The sequence below is a fragment of the Micromonospora andamanensis genome (genome assembly GCF_016863495.1).
GTDB lineage: Bacteria > Actinomycetota > Actinomycetes > Mycobacteriales > Micromonosporaceae > Micromonospora > Micromonospora andamanensis.
In genome coordinates, this window is sequence record NZ_BOOZ01000002.1 from 140,226 (window position 1) to 157,115 (window position 16,890).

Here is a 16,890-nt window from a genome sequence, read left to right on the forward strand (position 1 = left end):
ACGATGCTCGTCATGATTGGACAGCTGCGTTCAACGGTGATCGACTGCCCCGACCCGCGTGCGCTGGCCGGCTTCTACTCGGAGCTGCTCGGCCTGCCGCTGCTTGAGGACAACTCCGACGACAACGAATGGGTGGTGCTCGGCGGGCCGCCCGGCCACCAGCCCCGGCTGGCCTTCCAGCGGGCGATCGACCTGCGTCCGCCGGCCTGGCCCGATCCGGAGCGTCCCCAGCAGTTCCACCTCGACGTGACAGTGGACGACATCGAGTCGGCGGAGAAGGCGGCCCTGGCCCTGGGCGCCCGCCGGCTGCCCGGCGAGGGGGACGGCTTCCGGGTCTACGCCGACCCGGCCGGCCACCCGTTCTGCCTCTGCTGGGACTGACCGCCGCCCGCGCGGGTTGCCCGGCCAGCCAGCGGGCTCGGCCGGGCCGGCGGGCGTCGCCGGACGGGCGGGTGCGCACGGCTGGCCGCGAAGTGTCGGGAGCTGGCCGGCGGCCGACCTCGGCAGGCCGGCCGCCCGATGGTGGTGGTCCGATCGGAGGCTGCGCGGCTTGCGGGTGACGGGCATCATCGCGTCCATGATCAGTCCAGCACCTCGCCGCGCCGCCGGCTCACTCTTCGGTCTGGCCTACGGGGACGCGCTCGGCAAACCCACCGAGTTTCTCACCGTCGCCGAGATCGACAGGCGGTTCGGCCCGACCGGCCCCCGGCAGCTTGTCGGCGACCCGGCGCTGGTCACCGACGACACCCAGATGGCGTTGGCGGTGGGCTGGGCGCTGCACGACGCATCGAGGTACACCGCCGAGGCGGTGGAGCCGCTGCTGCGCCGCCGTTTCCTGGACTGGGCGGCCAGCCCGGAGAACAACCGCGCGCCGGGGATGACCTGCCTGCGGGCCTGCGCCGAACTGTCCCGGGGCCTGCCCTGGCAGCAGGCCACCCAGGCCGCGTCGAAGGGGTGCGGGGCGAACATGCGGGTCACCCCGGTCGGGTTGCTCGACGTCGATCTCGACACCCTCGCCGGGCTGGCCCAGCTCCAGGCCGGTCTGACCCACGGCCATCCGACCGGGCTGGCGGCGAGCGAGTTGACCGCGTACGCGGTCCGGCTGCTCGTCGACGACGGCGTGGCCCTGGCCGAGCTGCCCGGCCTGCTCACCGCCCGGGCCCACCAGCAACGCACGGTCTACCGGGCCGACTGGCTCGGCGAGCTGTGGCGGCGTTCGGACGCCGCCACCCCCGAGGAGTTCATCGCCCGGGGCTGGGACGAGTGCCAGCGGACGCTGACCCGGCTCGCCGCGGCACTCACCGCCCCGGACGACGGCGGTGACCCGTGCCGGTTCACAGGCGAGGGCTGGATCGCCGAGGAGGCCCTCGCGGCGGCCCTGTACTGCGCCGTCCGGCACGCCGACGACCCGGTCGACGCGATCGCCCGGGGAGCCCGCACCGCTGGCGACTCCGACTCGATCGCCGCCCTCGCCGGTGCCTTCGTCGGCGCGGCCCACGGCATGCCGGGCTGGCCGGCCGGGTGGGCGGGCCGGATCGAGTACGCGGATCAACTCGCCGCGCTTGCCACACCGCACGACTGACCAGGTGGCGGCACAGTTGTCCCACCCGGGGACTACCGTGCGGGGGTAGCACGATCACGGGAGGTCGACAGCGGTGTCCGGAGGCGGCAGGGTGTCCGAGGAAGCGGTTCCCCAGCAGGTCGATGCGGTGCAGGAGGCCGCCGGCCCCGAGCCGACGCCGCAGGCGCGGGAGCGGCACACCACGCTCAGCCAGGAGCTGACCGAGCACCAGTACCGCTACTACGTGCTCGACGCGCCGACCATCTCCGACGCCGACTTCGACAGCCAGCTGCGTGAGCTGGAGGCGCTGGAGGCGGAGTTTCCCGCGTTGCGCACCCCTGACTCACCGACCCAGCGGGTCGGCGGCACGTTCTCCACCGACTTCACCCCGGTCGCCCACGCTGAACGGATGATGTCGCTGGACAATGCCTTCGCCGACGAGGAGCTGGCGGCCTGGGCGGAACGGGTCGAGCGGGACGCCGGCGGTCCGGCACCCTACCTGTGTGAGCTGAAGGTCGACGGTCTGGCGATCAACCTGACCTACGAGAGCGGCCGGCTGGTCCGGGCGGCCACCCGCGGCGACGGCCGTACCGGCGAGGACGTCACCGCGAACGTGCGCAGCATCCGGGACGTGCCGGGCCGGCTGACCGAGTCGGCGGAGTTCGGGCCGCCGCCCGAGTTCATCGAGGTGCGTGGCGAGATCTACTTCCCGGTGGCCGGCTTCGCCGACCTCAATGCCGGCCTGGTCGAGCAGGGCAAGGCACCCTTCGCCAACCCGCGCAACGCCGCGGCCGGCAGCCTGCGGCAGAAGGATCCGCGGATCACCGCCTCCCGTCCGCTGCGCCTGGTGGTGCACGGCATCGGCGCCCGTCGTGGTTTTCAGCCGACCACCCAGTCCGAGTCGTACTCGGCGCTGCGGGCCTGGGGCCTGCCCACCAGCGACCGTTGGCGGGTGGTGCCCGACCTGACCGGCGTCCGGGAGTACATCGCGCACTACGCCGCGCACCGGCACGACGTCGAGCACGAGATCGACGGTGTGGTGGTGAAGGTCGACCCGGTGCCCATCCAGGGGCGGCTGGGCTCGACAAGTCGGGCACCACGCTGGGCTATCGCCTTCAAGTATCCGCCGGAGGAGGTCAACACCACCCTGCTCGACATCGAGGTCGAGCTCGGCCGGACCGGTCGGGTGACGCCCCGGGCGGTGCTCCACCCGGTCCGGGTGGCCGGCTCCACAGTCGAGTACGCCACCCTGCACAACGCCCGCGAGGTCGAGCGCAAGGGGGTGCTGATCGGCGACACGGTGGTCATCCGCAAGGCCGGTGACGTGATCCCGGAGGTGCTCGGGCCGGTGGTCGACCTGCGTCCGCCGGACGCCCGCGCGTTCGTCATGCCGACCACCTGCCCGGCCTGTGGCACGCCGCTCGCCCCCGCGAAGGAAGGCGACGTCGACATCCGGTGCCCCAACTCACGCAGCTGCCCGGCGCAGCTGCGGGAGCGGGTGTTCCATCTGGCCGGGCGGGGTGCGTTCGACATCGAGGCGCTCGGCTACAAGAGCGGTGCCGCGCTGCTCGACGCGCAGATCATCACCGACGAGGGTGACCTGTTCTCGCTCGACGCCGAGCGGCTGGCCCGCGCGCCGTTCTTCGTCAACAAGGACGGCAGCCTCGGCAGCAACGCCGCCAAGCTGCTCGACAACCTCGCCACGGCCCGGGAGCGCGACCTGTGGCGGGTGCTCGTGGCCCTCTCGATCCGGCACGTCGGGCCGACCGCCGCGCAGGCGTTGGCCCGGCACTTCCGCTCGATCGAGGCTGTCGACCAGGCCACCGAGGAGGAGCTGTCCTCGGTCGACGGGGTCGGCCCGACCATCGCGGCCAGCATCCGCGAGTGGTTCGCCGTCGACTGGCACCGCGAGGTGGTCCGCAAGTGGGCCGAGGCGGGTGTCCGGATGGCCGAGGAGGCCGTGCAGGAGGGGCCACGCCCGCTGGAGGGGGTGACAGTGGTGGTGACCGGCACGCTCGGTGGTTTCTCCCGAGACCAGGCCGCCGAGGCGATCCAGTCCCGGGGTGGCAAGGTCAGCGGCTCGGTGTCGAAGAAGACAGGTTTCGTGGTGGTGGGCGACAACCCCGGGTCCAAGGCGGACAAGGCGGCCAGCCTGAAGGTGCCGGTGCTCGACGAGGACGGCTTCCGGGTGCTGCTCGACGCCGGCCCCGAGGCGGCCCGACAGGTGGCCCGCGTCGCGGAGTGACGATCTTTACGGCACTCTCCCGGATACCAACTTAATTACGACTACTACCGATTCGTGACTGTCGCGACGGGAAAGTGGGTGGTGGAGGCGTTTCATTGGGGCACGGCGCGTGAAACCACGGGCCGGTCTCGTGCCGGGAGGTGTGATGGAGTCGCCCGATCCGCGCAACCTCGTCCCGCCCGGGCGGACCGCGCAGTTCACGACGTTCGTCGCGGCCGTACTCGTGGTGGCCGTGCTGGTCTCGGCGGGCGGGCTGGTGTCCCTGCCGTCGACAGTGCCCGACCTGCCGGCGGCGTTCTGGACGATGGCGGTGCTCGCCGTGGCCTGCGACGCGCGTCCCTTCCTGCCACCCGGCCGGGGGCAGTCCTCCTCGGCCGTCTTCCCCTCCACCTGCTTCACCTTCGCGATCCTGCTCGGCTGGGGGCTGGGCCCCGCGGTCGCGGTGCAGGCGGTCGCCGTGGTGGTCTCCGGAATCCGGATGCGGCACGCGCCCTGGCGGACGGCCTTCAACGCCGGGCAGTACGCCTGCTCGTTGGCGGCGGCTTACGCGGTGACCCGGCTCGGCCCTGGCGGGCTCTACGACGGCGCGGCGCTCGACTGGACCGACATCGTCGCGATCGGCGGTGCCGGGGTCGCCTGGTTCGCTGTCAACTACGGGCTGGTCACCGCCGCGGTGCGGCTGCGCTTCGGGGAGCGGTGGTGGCCAAACGCGTGGCACGGCCTGCCCTTCGAGCTGCTCTCCACCGGGTCGTTGCTGCTGCTCGCACCGGTGCTTGTCACCGCCGCCCGGGCCAGTGCCGCCCTGGTGCCGTTGGTGCTGGTACCGCTGTTCGCGGTCTACCGGATGGCTCGCCTCACCGTGGAACAGCACCAACTGGCCGCACTCGACCCGCTCACCGGGCTGCCCAACCGCAAGGCGCTGCTCGCAGAGGTCAACGAGCAGGTGCACAGGCACGCCGAGCGCGCCGCGCGGGGGGAGCCCGGCACCCGGCTCGCCCTGCTGCTCATCGACCTGGACCGCTTCAAGAACGTCAACGACGCGCTCGGTCACGCGGTCGGCGACCGGCTGCTGGTGGAGGTGAGCGCCCGGCTGACCGACGCGGTCGCGCCGCCGCAGATGGTGGCCCGGCTCGGCGGCGACGAGTTCGCGATCGTGATGACCGGGCTCAGCGATGCCGGCGAGGCCCGCGCCCTGGCCGACCAGGTGGTCCAGGCCCTCGCCGAGCCGGTGCCGCTGGACGGGTTGCCGCTTGATGTCGGCGGTTCCATAGGCATCGCCCTGTACCCGGAACACGGTGAGGACTTCGCCACCCTGATGCGGCACGCGGACGTGGCGATGTACGACGCGAAGCACCGCAACGACACGGTCGCCGTCTACACCGCCGAATCCGACCACAACTCCGCCGAGCGACTGGGCCTGCTGGCCGACCTGCGCCGGGTGCTGGAGGCCGGTGCGTCGGGGCGGGACGACGGGGCCACGCCGACCGTCGGGACAACCGTCCGTGGCGGGGACGGCGCGGTGCTCCCCACCGCCACACCCCTGGAGGCGCCGAACGGTGCCCGCTGGTGGGGTCGGTGGCGACGCCGTCCCCGGGTGGTGATCCACGATGACGAGTTGATCGCCCGGATCATCACCGGTGCGGACCCGACCCTGCGCCGCGCGGCCCGGACGGTGGGATCGGATGACGTGCCGGCCGGCGGCGCGGTGTGGTCCGGGGGGCAGCCGGACCTCGACGGCTCCGGAGCGGATCCCACGACACCGACCACCGACAGCCGCGTCGGTGCCGAGCCGGGCACCGACGCCGGCGAGATCATGATGTATTACCAGCCGCAGATCGCCATCGCCACCGGCGAGGTGGTCGGGGTGGAGGCCCTGCTGCGCTGGCGGCACCCACGCCGGGGGATGGTCGACCCGGAGGAGCTCATCCGGGTCGCCGAGCAGAGTGCGGTGATGCGGCTGCTCACCCGGCGGGTCGTCGACGATGTGGTCGAGCAGCTCGCCAAGTGGTCGGCGGCTGGCCTCGGGCTGCGGGCGGCACTCAATGTCAGCGTGCGGGACCTGCACACCTGCGACATCGCCGACCAGATCGCCGACCGGCTGGCCCGCTACGGGGTGGCTCCGGAGCGGCTGCAACTGGAGATCACCGAGGGCGCGCTGATGGCTGATCCGCGCCGGGTGCTGACCACCATCACCCGGCTGCACCGGATCGGGGTGGGCATCGCGCTCGACGATTTCGGCACCGGCTACTCCTCCCTCCAGCACCTGCGTCGGCTGCCACTGGCGGAGGTGAAGGTCGACAGGTCGTTCGTCCTCGGCATGGCCGAGGACAGCGACGACGCGGCGATCGTCCGCTCGACGATCGAGCTGGCCAAGGCGCTGGGGCTGCGGGTGGTGGCCGAGGGCGTGGAGGACGAGCGGACCTGGCGGATGCTGCACGCGGCCGGCTGCGACGCCGCCCAGGGCTGGTTCTACGCCCGGCCGATGCCGGCGGAGGAACTTGTCGCCTGGCTGGCCCGGTACCGCCCGCTGCGGCCGCTCGGCGGTCACGACGAGGCGGAGGTGCCGCGCCGGCACGCCCGCTGAGCCCGGCCGGACCAGCCACGTCGGCCGAACCGCGACCAGCGGTGTCGGTGCGCCCGGACCAGCGGCGCCGGTCGGGGCGGGACCGGTCGGGCCGGTGCTCGGGGAGGCGGCAACGGCCCCCCGGGCGGGAAACAATAGACTCGCTGCGGTCACCGCGCGTCGCGTACCCGGCAGCGGTGGGCGCAGGTCAGGCAGACGCAGCACAGCCACGAAGGGGGCACCGATGGCCGCCATCTCCCGCGAGGAGGTCGCGCACCTGGCGCGACTGTCGCGGCTCGCCGTGACGGAGGAGGAGCTGGACACCTTCGCCGGTCAGCTCGACGTGATCCTCCAAGCCGTCGCGCAGGTGGGCGAGGTCGCCGCCGCGGACATCCCGCCGACCTCCCACTCGGTGCCACTGACGAACGTGCTCCGCGAGGACGTCGTGACGCCGTGCCTGACCCCCGAGGAAGCGTTGTCGGGCGCCCCCGACGCGGAGGAGCAGCGGTTCCGCGTACCGCGGATCCTGGACGAGGATGTGGCCTCATGACCGACGTCACCGCAATGACCGCGACGCAGATCGCGGGGCTCGTCGCCACCGGCGCGGCCTCCGCGGTCGAGGTCACCCAGGCCCACCTGGACCGGATCGCCGCCGTGGACGGCCGGGTCAACGCCTTCCTGCACGTCGACACCGAGGGCGCGCTCGCCGCCGCCCGGGACATCGACGCCCGTCGGGCGGCCGGCGAGGAACTGGGGCCGCTGGCCGGTGTGCCGGTCGCGGTCAAGGACGTCCTCACCACGAAGGGTGTGCCGACCACGGTCGGCTCGAAGATCCTTGAGGGCTGGCGTCCGCCGTACGACTCGACGATCGTGGAACGGCTGCGCGCCGCCGGCACGGTGATGCTCGGTAAGACCAACATGGACGAGTTCGCCATGGGCTCCTCCACGGAATACTCGGCGTACGGGCCGAGCCGCAACCCGTGGGACACCGACCGCATCCCTGGTGGTTCCGGTGGCGGAAGCGCGGCAGCGCTCGCCGCGTACGAGGCGCCGCTGGCGATCGGCTCGGACACCGGCGGCTCGATCCGCCAGCCCGGCGCGGTCACCGGCACCGTCGGCGCGAAACCGACATACGGCGGCACCTCCCGGTACGGGCTGGTGGCCTTCTCGTCCTCACTCGACACTCCCGGTCCGTGCGCCCGTACCGTGCTCGACGCGGCGTTGCTGCACGCGGCGATCGGCGGGCACGACCCGCGTGACTCCACCTCCATCCCGGCACCCGTGCCGGACGTGGTGGCCGCGGCCAAGCTCGGCGCGACAGGCGACCTGAGCGGCGTACGGCTGGGCATCGTCACCGAGTTCGGCGGAGAGGGCGCGGAACCGGGCGTGATGGCCACCTTCCGCGAGGCCGTCGACACGTTGACCAAGCTCGGCGCGGAGATCGTCGAGATCTCCTGCCCGCACTTCCGTTACGCGTTGCCGGCGTACTACCTGATCGCGCCCAGCGAGTGCTCCTCGAACCTGGCCCGCTTCGACGGCGTCCGGTTCGGGCTGCGGACCGGCGACGACGGCAACCGGTCGCTGGAGGAGGTTATGTCGCTGACCCGGGAGGCCGGCTTCGGCCCCGAGGTCAAGCGGCGCATCATGCTCGGCACGTACGCGCTCTCCTCGGGCTACTACGACGCCTACTACGGGCAGGCGCAGAAGGTGCGGACGCTCATCACCCGCGACTTCACCGCCGCGTTCGAGCGGGTCGACGCGCTGATCTCGCCGACCACCCCGTTCGTCGCCTTCCCGCTCGGCGCGCGCACCTCCGACCCGTACCAGATGTACCTGGCCGACCTGTTCACCATCCCGAGCAACCTGTACGGCGGGCCGGGCATCTCGGTGCCGTGCGGACTTTCCGAGGGGCTGCCGGTCGGCTTGCAGGTGATGGCCCCGACCATGGCCGACGACCGGATGTACCGGGTCGCCGCCGCGTTGGAGAGCGCCGTCGGCACGTTCACCCCACCGGCACTGTGAGGCAGGAGCACGGATGACCACGACACTGCCCGCGTACGACGAGGTCGTCGCGCGCTACGAGCCGGTGATCGGCCTGGAGACCCACGTCGAGCTGGGCACGAACACCAAGATGTGGTGCGGCTGCCCGACCGACTTCGGCGGCGAGCCGAACACCCGGGTCTGCCCGGTCTGCCTCGGCCTGCCGGGCTCCCTGCCGGTGGCCAACAAGGCGGCGATCGAGGCGACCGTCCGGATCGGCTTGGCGCTGAACTGCTCCATCGCACAGTGGTGCCGGTTCGCCCGGAAGAACTACTTCTACCCGGACATGCCGAAGAACTTCCAGATCAGCCAGTACGACGAGCCGCTCTGCTTCGACGGCTACCTGGACGTCGAGGTCAACGGCGAGCTGGTGCGGATCGGCATCGAGCGGGTGCACCTGGAGGAGGACACCGGCAAGACGCTGCACGTCGGCGGCGCCACAGGTCGCATCCACGGCGCCACCGAGTCGCTCGTCGACTACAACCGGGCCGGCATTCCGCTTGTCGAGATCGTCACCAAGCCGATCCCGGGCACCGGGGCGCTGGCGCCCGAGGTGGCCCGCGCGTACGTCACCGAGCTTCGTGACGTGATCCGCTCGCTGGGCGTCTCCGACGTACGCATGGAGGAGGGCTCCCTGCGCTGCGACGTCAACACCTCACTGAACCTGCCCGGCGAGGAGTGGGGCACCCGCACCGAGACCAAGAACGTCAACTCGCTGCGCTCGGTGGAGCGGGCGGTCCGCTCGGAGATGCTGCGTCAGGCTGCCGTCCTCGGCGCGGGTGGCCGGATCACCCAGGAGACCCGGCACTTCCACGAGGACACCGGGGACACCACCCCCGGCCGGTCCAAGGAGACCGCCACCGACTACCGGTACTTCCCGGAGCCGGATCTGGTGCCCCTCGCGCCGGACCCGGCCTGGGTGGCCGAGCTGAAGGCCGCCCTGCCGGAGCTGCCCCGGCTGCACCGCCGTCGCCTCCAGGAGGCGTGGGGCCTGTCGGACGCGGACATGCAGTCGGTGCTGAACGCCGGTGCTGTCGAGTTGATCGAGGCCACCGTGGCAGCCGGTGCGACGCCGGCCGCCGCCCGCAAGTGGTGGCTGGGTGAGCTGTCCCGGCGGGCCAACGAGACGGGCGTGGAACTGGCCGACATCGGGGCCACCCCGGCCCAGGTCGCCGAGTTGCAGGGCCTTGTCGACGCCGGCAAGCTCAACGACAAGCTGGCCCGCACCGTGCTGGAGGGCGTGGTCACCGGGGAAGGCTCGCCGACCGAGATCATGACCGCCCGGGGCCTGGAGGTCGTCTCCGACACCGGCGCGCTCACCGCCGCCGTGGACGAGGCGATCGCCGCCAACCCGGCCATCGCCGACAAGGTCCGCAGCGGCAAGGTCGCCGCAGCCGGTGCCCTGGTCGGCGCGGTGATGAAAACCACCCGTGGCCAGGCCGACGCCCAGACCGTCCGCACCCTCATCCTCGAACGCCTCGGCGCCCAAGGCTGAGCCCCTTCCACCAACCCGCGTTGACCATGAGGTTGGCGGCAATTGTCGATCTTCGTACTGCCGTCAACCCCATGATCAACGAGGTGTACCACCCCTCGCGAGGGCGTCAATGGGGACGTCCTGGATGGAGTTCACCGTGGACCAGCACGATCTTGATGTTCTTGACGAGATTCAGCGGCGGGTGTTGTGGCTCGCCACTCGGATCGTCGACGCGGCCAACCATGACCGGGGTGCTGGCGACGGCGTGAAGGTCGGTGGGCACCAGGCGTCCAGCGCGTCGCTCGTCACCGCGATGACCGCGCTGTGGTTCGCCCACCTGGACGCCGAGGACCGGGTCGCGGTCAAGCCGCACGCCTCCCCGGTCTTCCACGCCATCCAGTACCTGCTGGGCAACCTGGACCGGTCGTACCTGCCCCGGCTGCGGGCGCGGGGTGGCCTCCAGTCGTACCCGTCGCGGACCAAGGACCCGGACGAGGTGGACTTCTCCACCGGCTCGGTGGGGCTCGGCGCCGCCGCGCCGCTGTTCGCCGCGGTGACCCGGCGCTACGTCGACGCCCACTTCGGGGCGCGGCCACACTCCCGCTTCGTCGCCCTGATCGGTGACGCGGAGCTGGACGAGGGCAACATCTGGGAGGCCGTGGCCGACCCGGCCACCACCGGGCTCGGCAATGTGATGTGGGTGGTCGACTTCAACCGGCAGTCGCTGGACCGGGTCGTCCCCGGGGTGCGGATCGACCAGTGGCGCGGCCAGTTCGAGGCCGCCGGCTGGCACGTTGTCGAGGTCAAGTACGGCCGCCGGCTCGCCGAGGCGTACGACCGTCCGGGCGGGGCGGCGCTGCGCGACTGGATCGACGCGATGCCCAACGAGCAGTACCAGTCGCTGTTCGGGCTGACCGGGCCGGCGCTGCGCAAGCAGTTCCTGGACGGTGCCCCCGAAAGCATCGCGGCGTTGATCGCCGACGTCTCCGACTCCGACCTCGGTCCGCTCGTCACCGACCTGGGCGGGCACGACCTGGCGGCCATGCTCGACGCGTACGCCCAGTGCGACGCGGTGACCGACCGGCCGAGCGTGGTGTTCGCGTACACCGTCAAGGGGTGGGGGTTGCCGATCGCCGGGAACCCGCGCAACCACTCCGCCCTGCTGACAGGCGAACAGGTCGACGCGTTGCGCGCCGCGCAGGGGCTGACCCGGGACACCGAGTGGGACCGTCTGGACCCGGCGTCGCCGGCCGGGATCCGGGCCGGGCAGCGCCGGGAGGCACTGTCCCGCGTGCCCCGAGAGCGTGCGCTCGGGGTCACCGTCCCACAGGCCACGAACGTACGCGCCAACAAGCCGATCTCCACCCAGGAGGTCTTCGGTCGGGTGCTTGTCGACCTGGCCCGCGATCCGCAGGTGGGGCGATACCTCGTCACCACCGCGCCGGACGTGGCCACCTCCACGAACCTGGCCGGCTTCATCAACAAGACAGGCGTGTTCGCCCCGACCGCCCAGCGTTCCTGGTCCGAGGACCGGATGCTGCGCTGGACGGAGAGCCCTGAGGGCCAGCACATCGAGCTGGGCATCTCCGAGATGAACCTGTTCCTGCTGCTCGGCCAGCTCGGCCTGTCCTGGGACCTGTCCGGGCAGCCGCTGCTGCCGGTCGGCACCGTCTACGACCCGTTCGTGCTGCGTGGGCTCGACGCCTTCCTGTACGGCACCTACTCGGGTGCCCGGTTCGTCGTCGCGGGTACCCCGTCCGGGATCACCCTCGCCCCGGAGGGCGGCGCGCACCAGTCGACGATCACCGCGAGCGTCGGTCTGGAACTGCCAGGGGTGACGTTCGTCGAGCCCGCGTACGCGGCAAGCCTCGACTGGCTGCTCTGCGACGCGTTCGGGCACATCGCCGGCGCGGCCCGGCCGACGCCGACCGCGGTGCCGGCCGAGGACGGGGCGTACTACTTCCGGCTCAGCACCCGGCCGGTGGACCAGGCGCCGTTCGAGGCGGCCCGGGCGCGGCTCGGTGACGCGGTACTGCGCCGGCAGGTGCTCGCCGGTGCGTACCGGCTGGTCGACGCCCATCAGGCGTACCCGCACCTGGCCGACGCGCCGACCGTGCAACTGGCCGCCTCCGGGGCGGTGCTGCCCGAGGTGCTGTCCGCCGCGGCGGAACTTGCCGACGAGGGTGTCGCCGCCCACGTCGTCGACGTGACGAGCCTGGACCGCCTCTACCGGGCCTGGCAGCGCACCCTGCGTCAGGGCGTACGCACGGCGACCGTGCCGAGCGTGCCCGGGGCGCTGCGGTCGGCCTTCGCCGACCGGGTGCCGGTGGTGACCGTGCACGATGCCGCCTCGCACGCGATGGCCTGGCTCGGCTCGGCGGTAGGTGCCCCTGCCGTGCCGCTCGGTGTCGACGAGTTCGGCCAGTCCGGCACCGTCCACGACCTCTACGACCTGCACGACCTGCTCCCCGGCAGCATCGTCAACGCCGCCCTGGCCGCCCTCTCCCTCCGCTGACCCACATCCACCCCACCCCCTTCACCCCGGCGCTCTCCCGGGCAACTACTTCATGATCGACGCTGGGACGGGGTGGGGGTCAGCGGGTGGGGGTGGGGGTGGGGGTGGGGGAGAGGGTTGTGGTGGGGGTGGGGGTGGGGTTCAGGGGGGTGGGGGGTGGGGCGATCACTGTGCGTTCCAGGTTCACCTGGGTCTGGCCGGTGCCGCCCACAGTGATGTCGTCGTACGCCTGGAGTCGCCGCTCCTGGTCGAAGTAGAGCACTGTCATCGCCAGCGGGGTCGGCTCGTCGCTCTCCAGCCCGCGCAGCCCGGCACCGCCTGTGGAACCCTGCACCATGAGCGTGGTGGGTTGCTGGCCGGGTACCTCCGGCAGCGTGTTTACCTGCCGATCGTGGGTGTGCCCGGCGAGCACCAGGGGGCAGGTGCCGGAGAGCGGGCCGGCGGCGGCGGGGTCGTGTACCAGGGCGATGTCCACCGGCCGGGGTGAGCTGCGGACCGTGGCGGCGAGCTTCTCGCCCGTCGTGATCAACTCGTTGGCGGTGGGTTGGCTCAGCCCACCGCTGGCCGGGGAGGTGCTCTTGTCCGGGGTGAAGCGGGGATCGCCGATTCCGGCGATGGTCAGCCCGGCGACGGTGGTGGTCTGGTTGTCCAGCACCACCGCGTTGGGCTGGCGGGCCACCGCGGCGGCGGTACGGCCCGAGTCGTGGTTTCCCCGGATGTAGACGTACGGCTTCTCCAGCAGGCTGATCGAGCCGACGTAGGACGCCTCCGGCTCGCTGCCCCAGTCGGTGATGTCGCCGGTGTCGATCACCACGTCGATGCCGAACTGCTCCGTCACGGTCCGGATGAGCTGCCAGGCGCTCGGGTTGAGGTGCAGATCGGAGATGTGCAGCACCCGGGTGGTGCCCGGCTCGGGCTCGTACACCGGCAGCGCGGACACCGTCGTGTACAGCTGCGTGACGTTACCGATGAGCCGCTGGAGCTGCTCGGCGTACCTGGTGTAGTCGTCGGCGATCTTGCGTACGTCGCCGACGATCGCCGGGGCGTTGACAAGCAGTCCCTCGTACCGGGGCTCCTCGATCGACTGGGGCCGGATGGTCGCCGCGGCGCTGCCCAGACTGCCGGCCGTGATCAACAGCGCCAGGCCGCCGGCCCAGGCCGCCCGGCGGGTGTCGCGGAACACCAGCAGCGCCAGCACCAGCGTGGCCAGTACGGAGGAGCCGACGGTACGCAGCCCGAGCCGCATCACCCCCTCCCGGACCTCGTCGACCGCCGACTGGGTGGCCCGGTTGAGGCTCGCCGGGTCGTCGATGAGCGCCTCGACCCGGCCCTGGTCCAGCGCGCCCAGCTCCACGGTCAGGTGGGTCGGCCCGTCGTGGCTCTCCAGCAGCAACGAGCCCAGCGGAGGGATGTCGACGGTGGTGCCGCCGGTGGTCGCGGGCGACACGGAGAGCCGGGCGTGGAAGGGCCCGATGTCGGTGCCCACGTTCCCGCCCGCCACGACACCGGCGAGCACCCCGACGAGCGCGACGACCAGGACGGCCACGGCGACGGCGAACCGGCGCAGCCCTCGCTGCCGCCCCGCGCCACCCCGCGGTACGGCGGAGAGTCGCAGCTGTGGGAAGCGGCGGGGCCGACCAGCGGGCGGGCTCCCGTCCCGATCGCGGCGCGACTCGTCGTTCTGCTGACCGTCCATGCTGAGATTCTGACCTGCCCGCCGAAGGATCTTGGCAAACCTGGGATGACGCGTCGTGCGGTCGCCTCAGCTTCGCCCGGCGCCACCGCCGGAGAAGACGAGACGCAGCAACCTGTCGTCCTCGGGTGCCGGTCGGCCCCGCCCGTCGTGGTTGGAGGTGCTGACCCAGAGCGATCCGTCCGGCGCGGCGGCGATCCCACGCAGTCGCCCGTACCGCTCGGTCAGCAGGGCCTGCGGCTGACCGAGGACCGTGCCGGTCTCGGTCAGCTCGACCAGCCAGAGCCGCTGACCACGCAGGCACGCGGTGGCGAGCATCCGCTCCGTCGCGGCCAGGCCGGAGCAGGACGCCTCGTCGGTCGACCACTGCGCGATCGGATCGACGTACCGGTCGTCGTCACCGCGCCCCTCGACCTCGGGCCAGCCGTAGTTCTTGCCCTTGGTGATCTGGTTGATCTCGTCCCAGGTGTTCTGGCCGAACTCGACGGCGTACATCCGCTCGCCGGCCCAGGCGATGCCCTGCACGTTGCGGTGACCCAGGGACCAGACAGGCGAGTCCGGGAAGGGATTTCCGGGTGCCGGCTTCCCCTCCGGGGTGATCCGCAGGATCTTGCCGCCGAGCTGCTTGACGTCCTGCGACTGATCGGTGTCCCCGGCGTCGCCGGTGCTGGCGTAGAGCTGCCCGTCGGGGCCGAACGCCAGGCCGCCGCCGTTGTGGATGCCCGCCTTGGGAATGCCGGTGAGGATCGGGGTCGGCTCCTCGCCGAGCCGCAGTCGGGCCACGCGGTTGTCCCGTTCGGCGGTGTAGTAGACGAAGACCATCCGGTCCTGGGCGAACTCGGGTGAGACCGCGATGCCCAGCAGGCCACCCTCACCCGAGGCGACCACGTCGTCGATGGTCTGCACCTCGGTGACCCGTAGACCGTCGGCTGTCGACTCGGGCCCCACCTGGACGATCCGGCCGCTGTCCCGTTCGGTGACCAGGGCGCCGCCGTCGGGCAGGAAGGCGATCCCCCACGGCACCCGCAGGCCCTGGGCGAGCACCGTGGCGACGACCTCCTGGTCGCCGTTGTCCGCAGTGATCGTGGGGCTGGGCAGGTTGGGTGGCTCACCGGCCGGGTCGGGTTCGGGATCCCCGAGGCTGCAACCACTGGCGACGAGCAGCAGCGTCGCGCAGGACGCCACGAGGGCGGCACGGACCTGACGGGCGCGGAGGTACGGGGGAGCGCTCACCCGCCCCAGAGTAGCCCGCCCGGGCCGACCCCGTGGCAGGCGACGCGGGCCGACCCCCATCGGCTGGCCGGCCGGCCCTGACGCCTATCGTCGGCGAGGTGAAGGTATGGATCCCGCACGAGGCCGGCCACGCCCTGCTCGGCGAGCTGCCGCCGGAGGTCACCGTCGAGACGATGGCGGATCCGGCGAAGCTGCCCTCACCGATGGCCGGCGTCCGGTTCTGGGTGCCACCCTTCCTGTCCGGCGGGGACGCGGTTGCCCTGCTGCGCGAGCTGCCCGACCTGGCCGTCGTGCAGCTCCTCTCGGCCGGCGCGGACGCCTGGGTGGGGCGGGTACCGGCCGGGGTCACGCTCTGCGACGCCCGTGGGGTGCACGACCCGTCCACCGCCGAGTGGGTGGTCGCCGCGATCCTCGCCCAGTTGCGGGCCTTCCCGGCGATGGCCCGGGCACAGACCCGGCGCCAGTGGGCGTACGACGAGGTGGCCCCCACCGACGAGCTGGCCGGCAAACGGGTGCTGATCGTCGGCGCGGGTTCGATAGGCACCGCGCTGCGGAACCGGCTGGCACCGTTCGAGGTGGAGTTCGTGCTGGTGGCCCGGACCGCCCGGCCCGAGCAGGGCGTGCACGGCGTTGACGAGCTGCCGCGACTGTTGCCGCAGGCGGACATCGTGGTGCTGCTGGTGCCGCTCACCGACCAGACCAGAGGGCTTGCCGACGAGACCTTCCTCGCCGCGATGCGGGACGGCGCGCTGCTGGTGAACGCCGCCCGAGGCCCGGTGGCCCGGACCGACGCCCTGGTCGCCGAGCTGTCCACCGGACGGATCTCCGCCGCGCTGGACGTGACCGAACCCGAGCCGCTGCCCGCCGATCATCCGCTCTGGGAGCTGCCGAACGTGCTGATCACGCCGCATGTGGCCGGCTCGGTGCGGGGTCTGCTGCCCAGGGCGTACCGCCTCGTCGGTCAGCAGATCCGACGGTTCGTGGCCGGCGAGCCGCCGCGCAACGTGGTGGTGGACGGCTACTGATCCGATCCGGGTGCGTCGCGCTCCGGTACCGCGGCGTCGCGTCCGGACGCGGCCACCAGCCTCGGCAGATCCACGCCACGCACGGCCGGGAGCATGACCCACCGGCCGTCGTCGAGCTGGGCCACCGCCCGGCCGCGTGGGTCGGCCGCCAGCTCCACCACCTGGTCCCAGGGGATCCGGCGTTCTCCGGCGAGCGCCCGTACCCGCAACCCACGCACGTCGGCGTCGGTCCCGGCCCGCCAGGCCCAGACGGCCACCGCCAGCGGAACCACGAGCACCGGCAGCAGATAGGGCCGGGAACTGGCAAGCGGCAGGGCGCCGATGGTGGCGACGATCGCCCCGGCCAGGATGGCCTGGTTGTGCCGGAATCGTGTGACGTCGGTGCGCGGCATGACCAGATGATCCCACCCGGGCCGGGCCGACCGACGGTGGGCCGAGGTCGCGGGCGGGACCTCCACCCGGTGGACCCGGCGGTACCCGCTCACCCGGACGCTCAGTCGCGGTGACCTGACTCACTGTCGACTGGCCGTCACTTCCCGCC

General features: G+C 72.3%; 12 protein-coding genes. 9 read left to right on the top strand and 3 right to left on the bottom strand.

Going from position 1 to position 16,890, the window contains the following annotated elements; genetic code table 11:
* Positions 1-12 precede the first annotated feature (12 nt).
* The 8 genes from Van01_RS01255 (at position 13) to Van01_RS01290 (ending at position 12,398) form a co-directional block, all read left to right on the top strand.
* Positions 13-381, top strand: coding sequence for a VOC family protein (locus Van01_RS01255; RefSeq protein ID WP_203998074.1), 369 nt, complete (start codon positions 13-15; stop codon positions 379-381).
* Positions 382-577: 196 nt separating this feature from the next.
* Positions 578-1,582: an ADP-ribosylglycohydrolase family protein gene (locus tag Van01_RS01260; protein ID WP_203998077.1), complete on the top strand. Its 1,005-nt coding sequence runs from the start codon at positions 578-580 to the stop codon at positions 1,580-1,582.
* 91 nt (positions 1,583-1,673) lie between these two features.
* A complete protein-coding gene (gene ligA / locus Van01_RS01265) occupies positions 1,674-3,806 on the top strand; it encodes an NAD-dependent DNA ligase LigA (RefSeq protein WP_203998080.1) in 2,133 nt (710 codons plus the stop codon).
* 145 nt (positions 3,807-3,951) lie between these two features.
* Positions 3,952-6,390, top strand: a complete 2,439-nt coding sequence (locus tag Van01_RS01270; protein WP_203998096.1) for a putative bifunctional diguanylate cyclase/phosphodiesterase — start codon at positions 3,952-3,954, stop codon at positions 6,388-6,390.
* Positions 6,391-6,613: 223 nt separating this feature from the next.
* On the top strand, positions 6,614-6,919 hold the full coding sequence (gene gatC / locus Van01_RS01275; RefSeq protein WP_088995614.1) for an Asp-tRNA(Asn)/Glu-tRNA(Gln) amidotransferase subunit GatC: 306 nt from the start codon (positions 6,614-6,616) through the stop codon (positions 6,917-6,919).
* Positions 6,916-8,391, top strand: a complete 1,476-nt coding sequence (gene gatA / locus Van01_RS01280) for an Asp-tRNA(Asn)/Glu-tRNA(Gln) amidotransferase subunit GatA (RefSeq protein ID WP_203998099.1) — start codon at positions 6,916-6,918, stop codon at positions 8,389-8,391. Before gatC ends, gatA begins: the two co-directional genes overlap by 4 nt.
* A 13-nt stretch (positions 8,392-8,404) precedes the next feature.
* Entirely contained in the window at positions 8,405-9,904 is a 1,500-nt protein-coding gene (gene gatB, locus Van01_RS01285; RefSeq protein ID WP_203998102.1) for an Asp-tRNA(Asn)/Glu-tRNA(Gln) amidotransferase subunit GatB, read from the top strand.
* A 136-nt stretch (positions 9,905-10,040) separates the two neighbouring features.
* Positions 10,041-12,398, top strand: a complete 2,358-nt coding sequence (locus Van01_RS01290; RefSeq protein ID WP_203998910.1) for a thiamine pyrophosphate-binding protein — start codon at positions 10,041-10,043, stop codon at positions 12,396-12,398.
* 79 nt (positions 12,399-12,477) lie between these two features.
* Here the strand turns inward: Van01_RS01290 and Van01_RS01295 are convergent, their stop codons facing one another.
* Both Van01_RS01295 and Van01_RS01300 read right to left on the bottom strand, forming a co-directional pair.
* Entirely contained in the window at positions 12,478-14,094 is a 1,617-nt protein-coding gene (locus Van01_RS01295; RefSeq protein WP_203998105.1) for a metallophosphoesterase family protein, read from the bottom strand.
* 66 nt (positions 14,095-14,160) lie between these two features.
* Positions 14,161-15,384: a PQQ-dependent sugar dehydrogenase gene (locus tag Van01_RS01300; protein WP_203998108.1), complete on the bottom strand. Its 1,224-nt coding sequence runs from the start codon at positions 15,382-15,384 to the stop codon at positions 14,161-14,163.
* A gap of 38 nt (positions 15,385-15,422) precedes the next feature.
* Here Van01_RS01300 and Van01_RS01305 point away from each other — a divergent pair, with 38 nt between their 5' ends.
* Positions 15,423-16,349 carry a 2-hydroxyacid dehydrogenase gene (locus Van01_RS01305; protein WP_203998111.1) on the top strand — a complete coding sequence of 309 codons (927 nt, stop codon included), beginning with the start codon at positions 15,423-15,425 and terminating at the stop codon, positions 16,347-16,349.
* Here Van01_RS01305 and Van01_RS01310 read toward each other — a convergent pair.
* Complete coding sequence (locus Van01_RS01310) at positions 16,343-16,741, bottom strand: PH domain-containing protein (protein ID WP_203998114.1); 399 nt, start codon at positions 16,739-16,741, stop codon at positions 16,343-16,345. The genes Van01_RS01305 and Van01_RS01310 overlap by 7 nt on opposite strands.
* Between the last annotated feature and the right edge of the window lie 149 nt (positions 16,742-16,890).

Excerpts from the sequence above, each read along its gene's own strand:
- Van01_RS01255 (WP_203998074.1), top strand. The coding sequence starts at position 13 with ATGATTGGACAGCTGCGTTCAACGGTGATCGACTGCCCCGACCCGCGT.
- Van01_RS01260 (WP_203998077.1), top strand. The coding sequence starts at position 578 with ATGATCAGTCCAGCACCTCGCCGCGCCGCCGGCTCACTCTTCGGTCTG.
- Van01_RS01270 (WP_203998096.1), top strand. The coding sequence starts at position 3,952 with ATGGAGTCGCCCGATCCGCGCAACCTCGTCCCGCCCGGGCGGACCGCG.
- gatC (WP_088995614.1), top strand. The coding sequence starts at position 6,614 with ATGGCCGCCATCTCCCGCGAGGAGGTCGCGCACCTGGCGCGACTGTCG.
- gatA (WP_203998099.1), top strand. The coding sequence starts at position 6,916 with ATGACCGACGTCACCGCAATGACCGCGACGCAGATCGCGGGGCTCGTC.
- gatB (WP_203998102.1), top strand. The coding sequence starts at position 8,405 with ATGACCACGACACTGCCCGCGTACGACGAGGTCGTCGCGCGCTACGAG.
- Van01_RS01295 (WP_203998105.1), bottom strand. The coding sequence starts at position 14,094 with ATGGACGGTCAGCAGAACGACGAGTCGCGCCGCGATCGGGACGGGAGC.
- Van01_RS01300 (WP_203998108.1), bottom strand. The coding sequence starts at position 15,384 with ATGGGGGTCGGCCCGCGTCGCCTGCCACGGGGTCGGCCCGGGCGGGCT.
- Van01_RS01310 (WP_203998114.1), bottom strand. The coding sequence starts at position 16,741 with ATGCCGCGCACCGACGTCACACGATTCCGGCACAACCAGGCCATCCTG.